The organism is Rathayibacter sp. AY1E8, assembly GCF_002931415.1.
Classification (GTDB): Bacteria; Actinomycetota; Actinomycetes; order Actinomycetales; family Microbacteriaceae; genus Rathayibacter.
Genome location: NZ_PSVI01000018.1, coordinates 45,778 through 59,725 on the forward strand (window position 1 = coordinate 45,778; position 13,948 = coordinate 59,725).

The following is a 13,948-nucleotide window of genomic DNA, read 5'->3' on the forward strand; positions in this document are numbered from 1 at the left end:
ATCAGGCGAAGGGGTCGGGGGTGAGCGTGTACTTGGTGCTGAGGTACTCGTGGATCCCCTCGAGTCCGCCCTCGCGGCCGAGGCCCGACTGCTTCACCCCGCCGAAGGGCGCCGCCGCGTTCGACACCACGCCGACGTTGAGGCCCATCATCCCGGTGGCGAGCCGCTCGATCATCCGCTGACCGCGGGCGAGGTCGCGCGTGAAGACGTAGGACACCAGTCCGTACTCGGTGTCGTTGGCGAGCGCGACGGCGTCGTCCTCGTCGGTGAACGGCACGATCGCGAGGACCGGGCCGAAGATCTCGGTGCGCAGGATCTCGCTCTCCCGGTCGACCCCCGCGAGCACGGTCGGCCGGTAGAAGTGGCCCGCCCCCTCGATCCGATCGCCGCCGGTGAGCAGGCGCGCGCCGCGGGAGACGGCGTCCTCCACCAGCGCGGACGCCTTCTCGACCGCGCGCTCGTCGATCAGCGGGCCGATGGTCACTCCGTCCTCCGTGCCGCGGCCGACGCGCAGAGCGCGCACGCGCCCCACGATCCGCGCCGCGAACTCCTCGGCGATCGACTCGTGCACGAAGAAGCGGTTGGCGGCCGTGCAGGCCTGGCCGATGTTGCGGAACTTCGCGAGCATCGCGCCCTCGACCGCCCGGTCGAGGTCGGCGTCCTCGAACACGACGAAGGGCGCGTTGCCGCCCAGCTCCATCGAGGTCCGCAGCACGTTCTCGGAGGCCTGCTTCAGCAGCGTGCGCCCGACGGGCGTGGAGCCGGTGAAGGACACCTTCCGCAGGCGGGGATCCGACAGGATCGGAGCCGACACGGCTCCCGCCGAGGACGTGGTGACCACGTTGAGCACGCCGTCGGGGAGCCCCGCCTCGGCGAGCAGCGCCGCGAAGGCGAGCGTGGTGAGCGGAGTGAGCTCGGCCGGCTTCACGACGACGGTGCAGCCCGCCGCCAGCGCCGGAGCGATCTTCCGCGTCGCCATCGCGAGCGGGAAGTTCCAGGGCGTGATGAGGTAGCAGGTGCCCACCGGGTGCTGCGAGACGATCATCCGGCCGCTGCCCTCGGGCGAGACTCCGTAGCGTCCGCTGATGCGCACCGCCTCCTCGCTGAACCAGCGGAGGAATTCGCCGCCGTACACGACCTCGCCCCTCGCCTCCGCGACCGGCTTGCCCATCTCGAGCGCCATCAGGAGCGCGAACTCCTCGGTGCGCTCCTGCAGGAGGTCGAACGCCCGCCGGAGGATCTCGCCCCGCTTCCGCGGCGCCGTCGCGGCCCACGACGGACCGGCGGCGACGGCGGCGTCGAGCGCCCGGACCCCGTCCTCCGGAGTCGCGTCGGCGATCGAGACCAGGACCGCTCCGGTGGCCGGGTCCTCGACGTCGATCGAGCCGCCGCCTGAGGCGTCCACCCACTCACCGCCGATCAGCAGCTGCGTGGGGATGCGGGCGAGCAGAGCGGTCTCGGCGGCGCGGGACGCGACGGAATCAGTCACAGGAGGGAACCACTTCTTCGGATCGGAGCGCGCAGACCGCGCCAGGAGGAGCTTCTCGTCCTCCCAGTGTAGGACGGGCAATCGCTCCGGGGGCGGTGTCGCCGGGAGCCGCGAGGACCTGCGCCTCCCTGAGCCCTGTGGAGGGACGAGCCCTCAGACGGACCGCTCGACGCGGATTCCCGCCTCCGTGAGCTCGCGCAGCGCCGCGGCACTCGCCTCCTCGGAGACGCCCGCGACCAGGTCCTCGAGCACGCGGACCTCGAGCCCCGCCCGTCGCGCGTCGAGTGCCGAGGCGCGCACGCAGTGGTCGGTCGCGAGTCCCACGACGTCGAGCGCGGTGACGCCCCGCTCCGCGAGCACGGCGCCGAGCTCCTCGCCCGCCTCCGTCGTGCCCTCGAAGGCCGAGTAGGAGGGACGGCCCTGTCCCTTGAGGATCTGCACGTCGATCCGAGCGGTGTCCAGGGCCGGGTGGAACCGCGCGCCGTCCGTGCCGGCGACGCAGTGGACGGGCCAGCTGTCGACGAAGTCCGGCTCCACCGCGAAGTGGCCGCCGTTGTCGGAGTCGCCCTCGTGCCAGTCGCGGGAGGCCAGCACCGCGGAGTACCGGTCGGCGTGCGCCGCCAGATGCGCGGTGATGCCCTGGGCGACGGCCGCGCCGCCTGTGACGGCGAGCGCGCCGCCCTCGGTGAAGTCGTTCTGCACGTCGACGATCAGGAGTGCGGTGGTCATCGTGGGCCTTCCGGGAGGAGGTGGAGAGGAGGAGGTGGAGAGGAGGAGCGGGCGGCCGACCCGTCCGGGTCAGGAGTCGGAGAGCGAGGATCCGCAGCGGTAGACGCCCGTCACGAGAGTGTCGATCGCGGTCTTCGCCGAGTCGGAGACGTCGCCGAGAGCGTAGACCGCGAAGGTCAGCTCGGTGCCGTCCGCCGCGGTGATCACGCCGGCCAGGGTGTAGCCGGTGTCGATCCAGCCCGTCTTCGCCCGCACCGCGCCGTCGGCCGCGGCGTTGTCGCCGGCGAAGCGGTCGGAGTAGGAGAGCGAGCCCGTCCGGCCCGACACCGGCAGGCCGTCCAGGAGGATCCCCAGCTGCCCCTCGCGGGCCTGCACCTTCCGGAGCAGCTCGGTGAAGTACGCCGGCGCGACCGCGTTGTCGTCGCTCAGGCCGGAGCCGTCGACGATCGCGATCCCGGACGTGTCGACGCCGTAACCGGCGAGCCCCTGCAGCACACCGGCCTGCTCGGCAGCGAAGTCGCTGCCCGCGCCGGTGCGGATCGCGACGAGTCGCGCGAGCATCTCGGCGATCGCATTGTCGGAGACGAGCAGCATCTGCTGCACGAGCGTGCCGACCGGGGCCGACTCCACCGTGCCGAGAACCGCCGCGCCCGCGGGAGCCGTCCCGGTGGAGACCACGGGCGAGCCGTCCAGCTCGTCGGCGAACGCCTCTCCGGCCCGGCCGACCGGATCCGTGCCGCGCTCGGAGGTCGAGGCCGTGGGGTCCTCGCGATCGCCGTCCACCTGGAGCGCCGTGATCTCGGGCATGTAGCCGTCGACCTGCTCCTTGCGGTTCCAGCTCGGCTGCCAGGTCTCGCCCGAGTAGAGGGAGGAGTCGAGCACCAGCGACGTGATCGGCGTCCCGGCGGTGGAGGGGTCGGCCTCCCAGGCGCTCTCGACCTGCGCCGCGAGATCGTCGAGGTGGGCCGCTCCGGCGTAGGTCGACTCCCGGCCGGTCGGGAGCCGGGTCAGGGTGAGGTCTCCCCCGCCGACGAGGACGACGCTTCCGGGCTCGCTCCCGCGGACCACGGTGGTGGCGATGCGCGTGTCCGGGCCGAGGACCGCGAGCGCCGACGCGGCCGTGAGGATCTTGAGGGCGGAGGCGGTGCGGGACGCGGTCCCGCCCCCGCGGTCGAACAGGACCTCGCCCGTCGCGGCGTCGACCACACGCGCCTGCATCGAGCCCAGGCGCGGGTCGGCGGCGAGCCCCGCCACCGAGCAGGTGCGGAGCGCCTCGGCCGCCGCTTCGGCGGTGGGCCGCGCCGTGGCCGTCGGCGTCGGTGTGGGAGTCGCGGTGGCGGTCGGGGTCGAGGCGACGGGCAGCGCCCCGGGCTCCGCGGCGCTGCCGAGGGCCGTCCCCACGCCGAAGGCGCCGCCACCGAGCACGGCGGCCACGAGCACCGCAGCGACCACGAGAGTGCGGCGACGGCGGGGAGGAGGCGTGTCGGTCATCCGCAACAGGGTAGCGACGCGAGTTCGACGCGACCTGGACGCCGCGGATGAGGCCGGGAACTCGCGGATCCGGCCGGGACGTCGCGGATGACGGGAGAGGGAGCCGCCTGTGGGAATCGAACCCACGACCTTCTCATTACGAGTGAGACGCTCTGCCGACTGAGCTAAGGCGGCGTGCACGCGGGGCCTGAGCCCCGGACACGATTACACAGCATAGCCTGCTCGCGCCCCCGGGCGTGAATCAGGACGGCGCGGTCGAGCAGAGGCTCCGCGACGGCGGCGGCGACCGCCGCGCTCGGCTCAGGCGAGCGCGACGCGGAGCTCCTCGAAGGAGCGGGCGATGCGTCCGGGCAGGGCCTCCCGGCCGTCGTGATCGACCCAGGCCGCCCAGGCGTGGCGGACGGCGGCGAGCCCGAGGAGCGTCAGCATCCGCGCCCGGCTGCGCACCCGCTCCGCGTCGTCGTCCTCCTGGCCGAGACGCTCGGCGACGAGCCCCTCGACCGCGAGCTCGAACTCGCGCATGCCCGCGATCTTCAGACCGACCAGATGCGGGTGCTCGCGGAAGAGCGCGCGGCGGAGGACGTGCAGCTCCCGGTCCTCCTCGAGCGGCTCCTCCATCGCGGCGACGAAGACCCGCTGCAGGTCCTCGAGCACGGCGCCCCGGCCCGCGACGAACGACGCCGCCGTCTCGTCGGCGATGACCGGGAGCCCGCCGACCAGCGCGTCCTCCTTCGAGGCGAAGTAGTTGAAGAAGGTGCGCGTGGAGACGTCGGCGGCGCGCGAGACGTCGTCGATGGTCACGCGCTCCGGCCCGCGCTCGCTAGCGAGGCGGAGGACGGCGATCTCGATCGCCCGCCGCGTGGCCAGGCGCTTGCGCTCGCGGAGCCCGGGCTGCTGCTCGCGGGACCGCTCCTGCTCGGTCAGCACTTCGGGTCCACCTCCGGGACCGTCCCCTCGAGCAGGTACGCGTCGACCGCGTCGTTCACGCAGGACGTCGACTTGTTGTAGGCCGTGTGGCCCTCGCCGTCGTAGGTGACCAGGTGTCCGGCGGAGAGCTCGCCCGCGAGTGCCTGCGCCCACACGTAGGGCGTCGCGGGATCGTTCGTGGTGCCCACGACCAGGATGGGCGCCGAGCCCTCCGCGGTGATCGGCTCGCGGGAGCCCTCGAACGCCGCCGGCCACTCGCTGCAGAGGATGTCGCCGTAGGCCATGTAGCGGCCGATGGTCGGCGCGGCCTGCTCGAGAGCGGCCTCGTCGGCGCGCATCGAGGCGGTGTCGGCGTCGTAGGAGTAGTCGACGCAGTTGATCGCGAGGAACGCCTCGGTGGTGTTGTCCGCGTACCGGCCGTCCGCGTCGCGCCCGTTGTAGGCGTCCGCGTACTGGAACGCGACCGCGGGGTCGCCCCGGCGCACGCCGGCCAGCATCTCGCTCAGCGCTCCCCACGCCGTGGCGTCGTAGAGCGGGTAGACGATCGCGGTGAACAGCGTGCTCGCGCCGAGCTCACGGCCGTCGGCGGCCCGGATCGGCGAGGCGTCCACGTCCTCGAGCATGCGCTTCAGCTGGGCCATCCCCGCGTCGACAGTGCCGGTGAACGGGCAGTCGTCCGAGCGGAGGCAGTCGGAGAGGTAGGCGCGCAGTGCGCTCTCGAACCCCTTCGCCTGCTCGCGCACCACGTCGAACGAGGTGGCCGCCGGGTCGATCGCGCCGTCGAGGACGAGGCGGCCGACCCGGTCCGGGAACAGCCCGGCGTAGGTCGCTCCGAGGAACGTGCCGTAGGAGTAGCCGAGGTAGTGCAGCGTCTCGTCGCCGAGCGCCGCGCGCAGCACGTCGAGATCACGGGCGGCGCTCGGGGTGCCGACCTCGGGCAGCAGCGGCCCGCTACGCTCCTCGCAAGCGGCGGCGAACGCGGCAGCGGTCGTGCGCTGCGCCTGGATCCACTCGTCGCTGCCCCGCTCCCCCGGCGTGATGTCGTAGAGGTAGGAGTCGAGCCCCGCGGCGTCGAGGCAGGAGACCGCGGTGGAGGCGCCCACCCCGCGCGGATCGAAGCCGACGACGTCGTACCGGGCGGCGAGCGCGGAGTCGACCGCGTAGTCGGCGCTGTCGCGGACGAAGTCGACGCCCGACGCTCCCGGTCCGCCCGGATTCACGAGCAGGGACCCGATCGCCGGGCCCTTCGTCGCGGGTCGGCGCACCAGAGCGATCGACGCGATCTCCCCCGAGGGGTCGTCCCAGTCGAGCGGGACGGTCGCGTCGGTGCAGAGAGCGCCGTCGCCGCAGTCGTCCCAGACCAGCACCTGCGAGTAGTAGCGCTCCAGGGAGTCGTCGACGGTCTGCGGATAGGGGGTGGAGGTCCGGTCGACGCTCGGGCCGGGCGCGAAGCAGCCGGTCAGGAGGGACGCGGCCGCGACGAGCGCGACGACGACGGCCGAACGGCGCCCCCGCCTCACGCGGCCACCGGACGGCGCGCCGCGACGACGAGCAGCGCCTCGAGAGCGAGGACCGGGGAGACGTTCGCGTCGATCCGCTGCCGGGCGGTCGCGATCGCGTCGAGGACGGCGAGCGTGCGGTCGGGCGGAGTCGCGTCGGCGAGCGCGGTCATCTCGGTCCGGACCTCCTCGTTGATGACGCCTCCGGGCGCTCCGAGCTGGAGGCGCACCACGTCGCGGTAGAGGGAGAGCAGGTCGACGAGGATCCGGTCGAGGCCGTCGCGGAGGCTCCGCGTCGCGCGTCGCTTCTGGTCCTCCTCGAGCGCCCGCAGCTGCGAGCGGAGCTGCGCGGGCACGGTGCCCCCGGGCTCGACGCCGAGCGAGCGCAGCGCCTGCTGCCGCTCGGCCTCGTCGCGCTCGAGGGTGATCGCCTTGGCGTCCTCGGTCGCGACCTCGATCATCCGCGCCGCGCCGAGCACCGCGTCCGAGACGCCGCGGAGGCGCAGGGCGATGCGGAGCGTCTCCTCGCGCCGCTCGCGCGCGTTCGCGTCGGTCGCCAGGCGGTGCGCCATCCCGATGTGGCTCTGAGCCTGGCGGGCGGCGCGCTCGGCGGTCTCGGGGTCGACCCCGTCGCGGCGCTCGAGGAGACCGGCGACGTCCTCGACGCTCGGCACGCGGAGCCGCACGGAGCGGACGCGGGAGCGGATGGTGGGGAGCAGATCGGCCTCGCTCGGGGCGCACAGGATCCAGACCGTGCGCTCCGGCGGCTCTTCGAGCGCCTTCAGCAGCACGTTGGACGTGCGCTCGCTCATCCGGTCGGCGTCCTCGATGACCATGACGCGGTAGCGCGACACCGAGGGCGAGTACTGCGAGCTGCTGACCAGCCGCCGCACCTCGTCGATCGAGATGATCACGCGCTCGGTGGTCAGCACGGCGAGGTCGGGATGGGAGCGGGCGGCGACCTGGCGGCAGTCGGGGCACTCCCCGCAGCCGCCGTGGCGGCAGAGCAGTGCGGAGGCGAACGCGTAGGCGAGGTTCGAGCGGCCGGACCCGGGAGGGCCGGTGATGAGCCAGGAGTGCGTCATCGACGACGACTCCCGGCCACGGTCGTCCCGGGGCGTCGAGGCGTCCTGCAGGGCGCCGATGGCGTGCTCCTGCCCGACGAGCTGGCTCCAGACGGTCATGCAACCAGGCTAACCGCGAGCACCGACAGCCGACGCGCCGTCGAGGAGGACGGCGACCCGCTCCCGCACCGCGGCCGCGATCTCCTCGACGGGGAGAGCGGCGTCCACGACGAGGAAGCGCTCGGCGTCCGTCTCGGCGATCGCCAGGAACGCCTCGCGCACGCGCCCGTGGAACTCCGCCTTCTCGGCCTCCAGCCGGTCGAAGCGGGTGCGGGCCGCGTCGAGCCGGCCCCGCGCGACGGCGGGGTCGAGGTCGAGCAGGACGGTGAGGTCTGGCCTCAGGTCGTGGGTGGCCCACTCCGAGAGCCGCCGGACCTCGACGGCGTCGAGGACCCGCCCGGCTCCCTGGTAGGCGACGGAGGAGTCGATGTAGCGGTCCTGCACGACGACCTCTCCGCGCTCGAGCGCCGGTCGCACGAGCGTGCCGATGTGCTGGGCGCGGTCCGCCGCGTAGAGCAGGGCCTCGGCCCGCGGGTCGATCTCGCCGCGGTGGTGCAGAACGATCTCGCGGATCTGCAGGCCCACCTCGGTGCCTCCGGGCTCGCGGGTGCGGACGACGGTCTCGCCCCGCGTGCCCAGCCACTCCTCGAGCAGCCGGGCCTGCGTGGTCTTGCCCGCGCCGTCCCCGCCCTCGAGGGTGACGAACAGCCCGGTCACGACTCCGTCGCGTCCGACGTCTCGGCGGCGGCCGCCGCGGCCGCGCGGCTCGCGGCGGTGGCGCGGGGCGCGGCGGGCTTCTTCGCTGCGGTCGTCTTCTTGGCGGCCGCCGTCGTCTTCGCCGCGGTCGTCTTGGCCGCGGTCGTCTTGGCCGCCGTCGTCTTGGCCGCCGTGGTCTTGGCCGCCGTGGTCTTGGCCGCCGTGGTCTTGGCCGCGGGCTTCCTGGCAGGCGCGCGCTTGGCCGGAGCCTTCTTGGCCGGGCCCTTCGCGCGCTTGTCGGCGAGCATCTGGACCGCCTGCTCGAAGTCGATCTCCTCGATCGTGAGGCCCTTGGAGATCGTGACGTTGGTCTCGCCGTCGGTCACGTAGGCGCCGAAGCGTCCGTCGCGGATCCGGATCGGCTTGCCGCTGACGGGGTCCGCCTCGAACTCCTTCAGCGCGCTCGACGCGCGTCGCGCCCCGTACTTCGGCTGGGCGAAGATCTCGAGCGCCGTCGGCAGGTCGACCTCGAAGATCTGGTCCTCGCTGGTGAGCGACCGGCTGTCGGTGCCCTTCTTGATGTACGGGCCGTACCGGCCGTTCTGAGCCGTGATCGGCTCGCCGCTCTCGGGGTCGTCGCCGACCGTGCGCGGCAGGTCGAGCAGGCGCAGCGCCGTCGCCAGGTCGATCGACGCGACGTCCATCGACTTGAAGAGGGAGGAGGTGCGCGGCTTCACGACAGCGGGCTTCTTCGCGCCGCGCTTCGCGGGCGCGGGCTCGACGACCTCCCCGGTGGCGGGATCCGCCGTGGTCTCCGGCTCCGGATCGACCTCGGTCACGTAGGGGCCGAAGCGCCCGTCCTTGACGACGACGGTCTTGCCCGAGTCGGGGTTGCTTCCCAGCACGCGGTCGGTCTGCACCGGGGCGTCGACGAGCTCCTGCGCCTTGGCGGGCGTGAGCTCGTCGGGAGCCAGCTCGAGCGGCAGGTTGACGCGACGCGGCGTCTCCTGCCCCTCCTCCTGGGCCACCTCGAGGTAGGGGCCGTACTTGCCGATGCGCAGGGTGATGTCGTCGGTGATCCGGACGGAGTTGATGCTCTTCGCATCGATCTCGCCGAGGTTGTCCACGACGTGTCGGAGCCCGGGGTGCGTGCCTCCGCCGAAGTAGAAGCGGTTGAGCCAGGCGACGCGGTCCTCCTCGCCGCCGGCGATGCGGTCGAGGTCGCCCTCCATCTCGGCGGTGAAGTCGTACTCCACCAGGTCGGAGAAGAAGTCCTCGAGCAGCCGGACCACCGAGAAGGCGATCCAGTTGGGCACGAGGGCGGTGCCGCGCGGAGTGACGTAGCCGCGGTCGACGATGGTGGAGATGATCGACGCATAGGTGGAGGGCCGGCCGATGCCGAGCTCCTCGAGCGCCTTGACCAGGCTCGCCTCCGTGTAGCGCGGGGGCGGCGAGGTCTCGTGGCCCTTGGCCTCGACCTCGGCGACGACCAGGCTCTGGCCGACCTCGAGCACCGGCAGCTTGGCGTCCTTCTCGTCGCGGGCGCCGTGACGCTCCTCGTCGCGCCCCTCCTCGTAGGCGAGGAGGAATCCGCGGAAGGTGATGACGGTTCCGGAGGCGGTGAACTCGGCGGTCTTCGCGACGTCGCCGGCCGGCTCGGCGAGCAGCGTCACGGTGGCGGTCGAGCCCTTGGCGTCGGCCATCTGCGAGGCGACGGTGCGCTTCCAGATGAGCTCGTAGAGGCGGAGGTCGTTGCCGCGGAGGGTGCCCGAGAGCTGGTCCGGGGTGCGGAAGGTCTCGCCCGCGGGCCGGATGGCCTCGTGCGCCTCCTGCGCGTTCTTGTTCTTGCCGGAGTACAGGCGGGGCTTGTCCGGGACGGTCTCGGCTCCGTAGAGGGACGCGGCCTGAGTGCGTGCGGCGTTCAGCGCCTGCTGCGAGAGCCCGGGCGAGTCGGTCCTCATGTAGGTGATGAAGCCGTTCTCGTAGAGCGACTGCGCGACGCTCATCGTCTGGCGCGCCGAGAAGCGGAGCTTGCGCGCCGCCTCCTGCTGGAGCGTGGACGTGGTGAACGGGGCGGCGGGGCGGCGCGAGTACGGCTTGGACTCGAGGTTCGAGACCCGGACCGTGGTGGCGGGGTCCCGCAGGGCCTCGGCGAGGGCACCGGCGGTGGACTCGTCGAGGACGGTGACGTCGCCCTTCAGCTGACCGCGGTCGTCGAAGTCGCGGCCGCTTCCGATCCGCTTGCCGTCGAGCCGGGCCAGGCGGGCGTCGAAGCCCGCCGCGGCGTCCGACTCGGGCGCCAGCACGGTGGCGAGGTCCCAGTAGCTCGCCGACACGAACGCCAGGCGCTCCCGCTCGCGGTCGACCACCAGGCGGGTCGCGGCCGACTGCACCCGGCCGGCCGAGAGCCCGGGGCCGACCTTGCGCCACAGCACGGGCGAGATCTCGTAGCCGTAGAGGCGGTCGAGGATGCGGCGGGTCTCCTGGGCGTCGACCAGGGAGGTGTCGATGTCCCGGGTGTTGTCGCGCGCCTTCTGGATCGCGTCCTTCGTGATCTCGTGGAAGACCATGCGGTGCACGGGGACCTTGGGCTTGAGCTCCTCGAGGAGGTGCCACGCGATGGCCTCTCCCTCGCGGTCCTCATCAGTGGCGAGGTAGAGCTCGTCGGCGTTCTTCAGCGCGCGCTTGAGGTCGGCGACCGTCTTCTTCTTCTGGTCGGACACGACGTAGTAGGGCTCGAAGCCGTTGTCGACGTCGACGGAGAACTTGCCCAGCGGGCCCTTCTTCAGCTCCGGGGGGAGGTTCTTCGGCTCGATCAGGTCGCGGATGTGCCCGACGGAGGCGAGCACCTCGTAGCCGTCGCCCAGGTACTGGGCGATGGTCTTGGCTTTCGCCGGCGACTCGACGATCACCAGCTTCTTCGTGCCGGACACAGTTCTCCTCGATTGGTGCTGTCGGGTCGGACGACCAGTGGTCCGACGTCCCCTGCTGCGGGGAGACGGTGCGCGGCGACGTGGTGCGGGGAACGGCGACGCGTCCCCATCGGCGGGGGCGCCCGACAGGCACACCATACACACTGACCCCGGACGTGCTGCCCCCTCCCGAGGACACGGGGACCTCGGGAGGACGCTGGACACGGCCTCGGAGCCGCCTGCCCGGCCTGCCGTCGACGGGGGTGACGCGCGGCGCCGATCGGCGCATGATGAGGCATGGCAACGACGCACACCACCACGACCTCCGCCTACACGGCCAAGCTCCTCGACGGACCGCTGGAGGGCAAGACCCTCCGCCGGGGATACGGCGACGATCAGGCCCCCGCCGCACGCCTCGAGATCCCCGGGGCGAGGGCGGGCTCCCGCTACATCTACCTCCTTGCCGGCGGCCTCGAGCACGACGAGGGCGCGGGCGCCCTGCCGACCGCCGCCGCGTACCGGTACCAGCGACTCTCCTCCGACTGACGCGCTCCCGCGGCGTCGTCCGCACCTCGGTCCGGGCGACTCCCGCTGCTGCCTCCGCCCTCAGGGCGGCGGGCCGGCCCTCGACCGCGCCGTGAGGGAGAGCGGACCCGCGGCGACGGCCGCCTCCGTTCTCGCGACGCCGCCGTCGACGTCGCAGAGGACGAGCTCGGCGCCGTTCGCGCGGGCCACGGCGGCGGCACGTCCGCACGGATCCCCGGCCAGCAGGCCGGAGGCGACGTCGGCCGCTGCCAGGGACGAGGCGTCCGCGGCGGCGACCGCTCGCTGGTGCCCGACGACTCCTGCGCAGCCGGCGAGGACGGCGGCCGTCACCAGGATCGTGCCCGCGACGACTCCGATCGCCACGACCGCGGCCGATCCCTCCTCCCGGTCGCGGACAGCCCCGGGGAGCCGGCGGATCATCCGCCCCCGCCCAGCGCGCAGGACCGGACCGAGACCGGGAGCGAGACCGCCGGGAGCGGGTGCAGCCGGGCCGCGACGTCGACGCAGACCAGTCCGTCCTGCTCCCCCGCCGTGAGCGACGACCCCGTCACCCGGGCGAGCGGCGCGCGGGGGTCGTCGCCCCGGGCCGCGGACCGGGCCGCGTCGGCGGCCGCGTCGACGAGCCGGACGTACTGCGCCGAGGCCGCTACCGACCCCAGGCACAGCGCCAGCACCGCGACCACCGCCGGGAGCACGAGCGCGAGCTCGGCAGTGGCCGAGCCCTCCTCCTGGACGAGCCGCCCGCGCAGCAGCGGAAGGCCTCTCATCCCGCCGCGGTGAGCGCGCGGGTCACCAGGTCGGTCAGGATGCTCCGCACCTCGTCGCCCTTGAGGATGACCACCAGCAGCCCGGCGAAACCGACCGCGGCCATCGTCGCGATCGCGTACTCCGCCGTCGCCGACCCCTCCTCGTCGCCCAGAGCGCCGAGACCTCCCCACCCGGGTCGGCGCCACTCGACGCGCCCCGCGGAGACGTCGATGCCCGTTCCTCCGCCGGACGCCGCACCTCCGCCGCTCCTCGATCCCCGGCTCGTTCCGGGCACACCACTTCCCGCATCCCTGCTCCTACCGAGTCCTCGACTCCGGGAGACTCCCCCGCCGCTGATCGCCGTGTCACTGCTCATGTGTCCTGCTCCGTTCCGCCCCGCTCCGTGCCCCTCCTCCGAGGATCGCTGACTCCCGATCCCGCCGATCGGCCCTCCGGCCGATCCGTGGAGACGCCTCCCGATCCCGCCCCTGTGGAGGAGCGGTCGACCGCGTCACGCCGCCACCGAGAACGTCGAGAGCAGCACCGAGACGACCATCGGAGCCACTCCGAGCAGCAGGAACGCCGGCAGCACGCAGATCCCGAGCGGCAGCATCAGGGTCACGCCGAGCCGAGCGGCTCGCTCCCGCGCCCCGGAGGACGCCCGTGCCCGGACCAGAGCCGCCTCGCTCTGGAGCAGGCGTCCGGCCGGCACGCCCGCCGCCGCGGAGAGGGCGAGCACCGGGTCCGCGTCGGAGAGCACGCGCTCGCCCGAGTCGAGCCCGCACTCGGCGAGCGCCGCCACGACCCGGGCGCGCGACGACTCGATCGAGCCGCCACCGGCCAGCGCCACCGAGAGGAGGTCGAGCGCGAGCCCGGGCGCCGGATCGGCCGGGGCCGCGCTTCGGACGAGGCGCCGCGTCCACGCGTGCGCGGCCGCCATCAACCCGGCTCCCCCGACCAGGCAGACCGCACCGGGCACCGTGCGGAGGAGCACGCCGACCACGTCGAAGCCCAGCAGGGCCCCCAGACCCAGCGCCGCCAGCGGCAGCGCGCTCACGACCCTCCCGGTGGCGGAGGGACCGGCCAGAGCCACCTCGATGTCCCGGCGGGCGCGCGCCAGCTCGCGCAGGGACTCCGCCAGCTCGCCGAGAGCGGCGGCGACCGGCGCGCCGGAGTCGGCGGCCACCCGCCACGCGGCGGCCAGCGCCGCCCACGCGGTCGCCTCACCGGTGTCCGGCGCTCGCCGTCGCGGCCGCTTCCGCTCCGAGCCGCTCCGCCGCGAAACCGGCGTCCCGCGCAGCAGCGCCTCCGTCACGTCGCCCCCGCGGCCGGCCTCCTCCGACACCGCCCGGAGCAGTCGCCGCCGCCGCGCGTCCCCGCTGTCCGCCCCCTCCGCCCCCGCGAGATGCCCGAGGGCCGACGCGGGAGCCACTCCCGCCGCGAGGAGGACGGCCAGTCGGTGCACGACGGCCGCGACCTCGTCCAGCCCGTCGCGGCCCGTCACGCGCTCGACCTCGAGGCGCTCGGGAGCGACCCGTCCTCGACCCTCAGGCGGCCGGCCGCGTCGAGCGCGAACGTCCCGAATGCCGCCAGCCGCCGCCGCCCATCGCGGCGCTCGAGGTGGAGCACCAGGTCGATCGCGCTGACCGTCTGGCGGGCGATCGCCTCGGGCCCGAGTCCCGCGAGGACCCCGAGCGCCTCGAGACGCGCGGGCACGTCCTCGAGGGAGTTCGCGTGGAGGGTCCCCGCACCGCCGTCGTGCCCGGTGTTCAGCGCGGACAGCAGCTC

Annotated in this window: 14 protein-coding genes and 1 tRNA gene; 1 reads left to right on the plus strand and 14 read right to left on the minus strand. The window is 73.7% G+C overall.

Annotation, left to right across the window (positions count from 1 at the left end; translation table 11 throughout):
* Window position 1 precedes the first annotated feature (1 nt).
* The 9 genes from C5C74_RS07410 to topA form a co-directional block, all read right to left on the minus strand.
* Entirely contained in the window at window positions 2-1,489 is a 1,488-nt protein-coding gene (locus tag C5C74_RS07410; RefSeq protein ID WP_104222211.1) for an NAD-dependent succinate-semialdehyde dehydrogenase, read from the minus strand.
* Between the two features lie 153 nt (window positions 1,490-1,642).
* On the minus strand, window positions 1,643-2,218 hold the full coding sequence (locus tag C5C74_RS07415) for a nicotinamidase (RefSeq protein WP_104233726.1): 576 nt from the start codon (window positions 2,216-2,218) through the stop codon (window positions 1,643-1,645).
* 69 nt (window positions 2,219-2,287) lie between these two features.
* Window positions 2,288-3,709: a D-alanyl-D-alanine carboxypeptidase/D-alanyl-D-alanine-endopeptidase gene (gene dacB / locus C5C74_RS07420; protein WP_146083021.1), complete on the minus strand. Its 1,422-nt coding sequence runs from the start codon at window positions 3,707-3,709 to the stop codon at window positions 2,288-2,290.
* A gap of 101 nt (window positions 3,710-3,810) precedes the next feature.
* Window positions 3,811-3,883 (minus strand) — tRNA-Thr (locus tag C5C74_RS07425).
* 126 nt (window positions 3,884-4,009) lie between these two features.
* A complete protein-coding gene (locus C5C74_RS17340; RefSeq protein WP_181074884.1) occupies window positions 4,010-4,636 on the minus strand; it encodes a TetR/AcrR family transcriptional regulator in 627 nt (208 codons plus the stop codon).
* Window positions 4,630-6,156 carry an alpha/beta hydrolase gene (locus C5C74_RS07435; protein WP_104222205.1) on the minus strand — a complete coding sequence of 509 codons (1,527 nt, stop codon included), beginning with the start codon at window positions 6,154-6,156 and terminating at the stop codon, window positions 4,630-4,632. Before C5C74_RS07435 ends, C5C74_RS17340 begins: the two co-directional genes overlap by 7 nt.
* Complete coding sequence (locus C5C74_RS07440) at window positions 6,153-7,319, minus strand: DNA polymerase III subunit delta' (protein ID WP_104222203.1); 1,167 nt, start codon at window positions 7,317-7,319, stop codon at window positions 6,153-6,155. The genes C5C74_RS07435 and C5C74_RS07440 overlap by 4 nt, the downstream gene beginning before the upstream one ends.
* Before the next feature lie 9 nt (window positions 7,320-7,328).
* Entirely contained in the window at window positions 7,329-7,976 is a 648-nt protein-coding gene (gene tmk, locus C5C74_RS07445; protein WP_104267511.1) for a dTMP kinase, read from the minus strand.
* The gene (topA, locus tag C5C74_RS07450) at window positions 7,973-10,888 is read right to left on the minus strand and encodes a type I DNA topoisomerase (RefSeq protein ID WP_104250600.1); all 2,916 of its coding nucleotides are present in this window, start codon (window positions 10,886-10,888) and stop codon (window positions 7,973-7,975) included. The genes tmk and topA overlap by 4 nt, the downstream gene beginning before the upstream one ends.
* A gap of 276 nt (window positions 10,889-11,164) precedes the next feature.
* On the opposite strand from topA, the gene C5C74_RS07455 reads away from it, so the two are divergent.
* Window positions 11,165-11,413 carry a hypothetical protein gene (locus C5C74_RS07455; RefSeq protein WP_104222197.1) on the plus strand — a complete coding sequence of 83 codons (249 nt, stop codon included), beginning with the start codon at window positions 11,165-11,167 and terminating at the stop codon, window positions 11,411-11,413.
* Between the two features lie 60 nt (window positions 11,414-11,473).
* Here C5C74_RS07455 and C5C74_RS07460 read toward each other — a convergent pair whose 3' ends face one another.
* The 5 genes from C5C74_RS07460 to C5C74_RS07480 all read right to left on the minus strand — a co-directional run.
* Window positions 11,474-11,833 carry an Rv3654c family TadE-like protein gene (locus tag C5C74_RS07460; protein WP_104222195.1) on the minus strand — a complete coding sequence of 120 codons (360 nt, stop codon included), beginning with the start codon at window positions 11,831-11,833 and terminating at the stop codon, window positions 11,474-11,476.
* Window positions 11,830-12,180, minus strand: coding sequence for a TadE family type IV pilus minor pilin (locus C5C74_RS07465; protein WP_104250598.1), 351 nt, complete (start codon window positions 12,178-12,180; stop codon window positions 11,830-11,832). The genes C5C74_RS07460 and C5C74_RS07465 overlap by 4 nt, the downstream gene beginning before the upstream one ends.
* Window positions 12,177-12,455 carry a DUF4244 domain-containing protein gene (locus C5C74_RS07470; RefSeq protein ID WP_244229600.1) on the minus strand — a complete coding sequence of 93 codons (279 nt, stop codon included), beginning with the start codon at window positions 12,453-12,455 and terminating at the stop codon, window positions 12,177-12,179. Before C5C74_RS07470 ends, C5C74_RS07465 begins: the two co-directional genes overlap by 4 nt.
* A 216-nt stretch (window positions 12,456-12,671) precedes the next feature.
* Window positions 12,672-13,664, minus strand: coding sequence for a type II secretion system F family protein (locus C5C74_RS07475; RefSeq protein ID WP_104351251.1), 993 nt, complete (start codon window positions 13,662-13,664; stop codon window positions 12,672-12,674).
* A partial coding sequence (locus C5C74_RS07480) for an ATPase, T2SS/T4P/T4SS family (protein WP_181134663.1) occupies window positions 13,661-13,948 on the minus strand: 288 nt, incomplete at its 5' end. The genes C5C74_RS07480 and C5C74_RS07475, both read right to left, overlap by 4 nt.

Coding starts and splice junctions, on each gene's coding strand:
- C5C74_RS07415 (WP_104233726.1), bottom strand. CDS start 2,218: ATGACCACCGCACTCCTGATCGTCGACGTGCAGAACGACTTCACCGAG.
- dacB (WP_146083021.1), bottom strand. CDS start 3,709: ATGACCGACACGCCTCCTCCCCGCCGTCGCCGCACTCTCGTGGTCGCT.
- C5C74_RS07440 (WP_104222203.1), bottom strand. CDS start 7,319: ATGACCGTCTGGAGCCAGCTCGTCGGGCAGGAGCACGCCATCGGCGCC.
- C5C74_RS07455 (WP_104222197.1), top strand. CDS start 11,165: ATGGCAACGACGCACACCACCACGACCTCCGCCTACACGGCCAAGCTC.
- C5C74_RS07460 (WP_104222195.1), bottom strand. CDS start 11,833: ATGATCCGCCGGCTCCCCGGGGCTGTCCGCGACCGGGAGGAGGGATCG.
- C5C74_RS07465 (WP_104250598.1), bottom strand. CDS start 12,180: ATGAGAGGCCTTCCGCTGCTGCGCGGGCGGCTCGTCCAGGAGGAGGGC.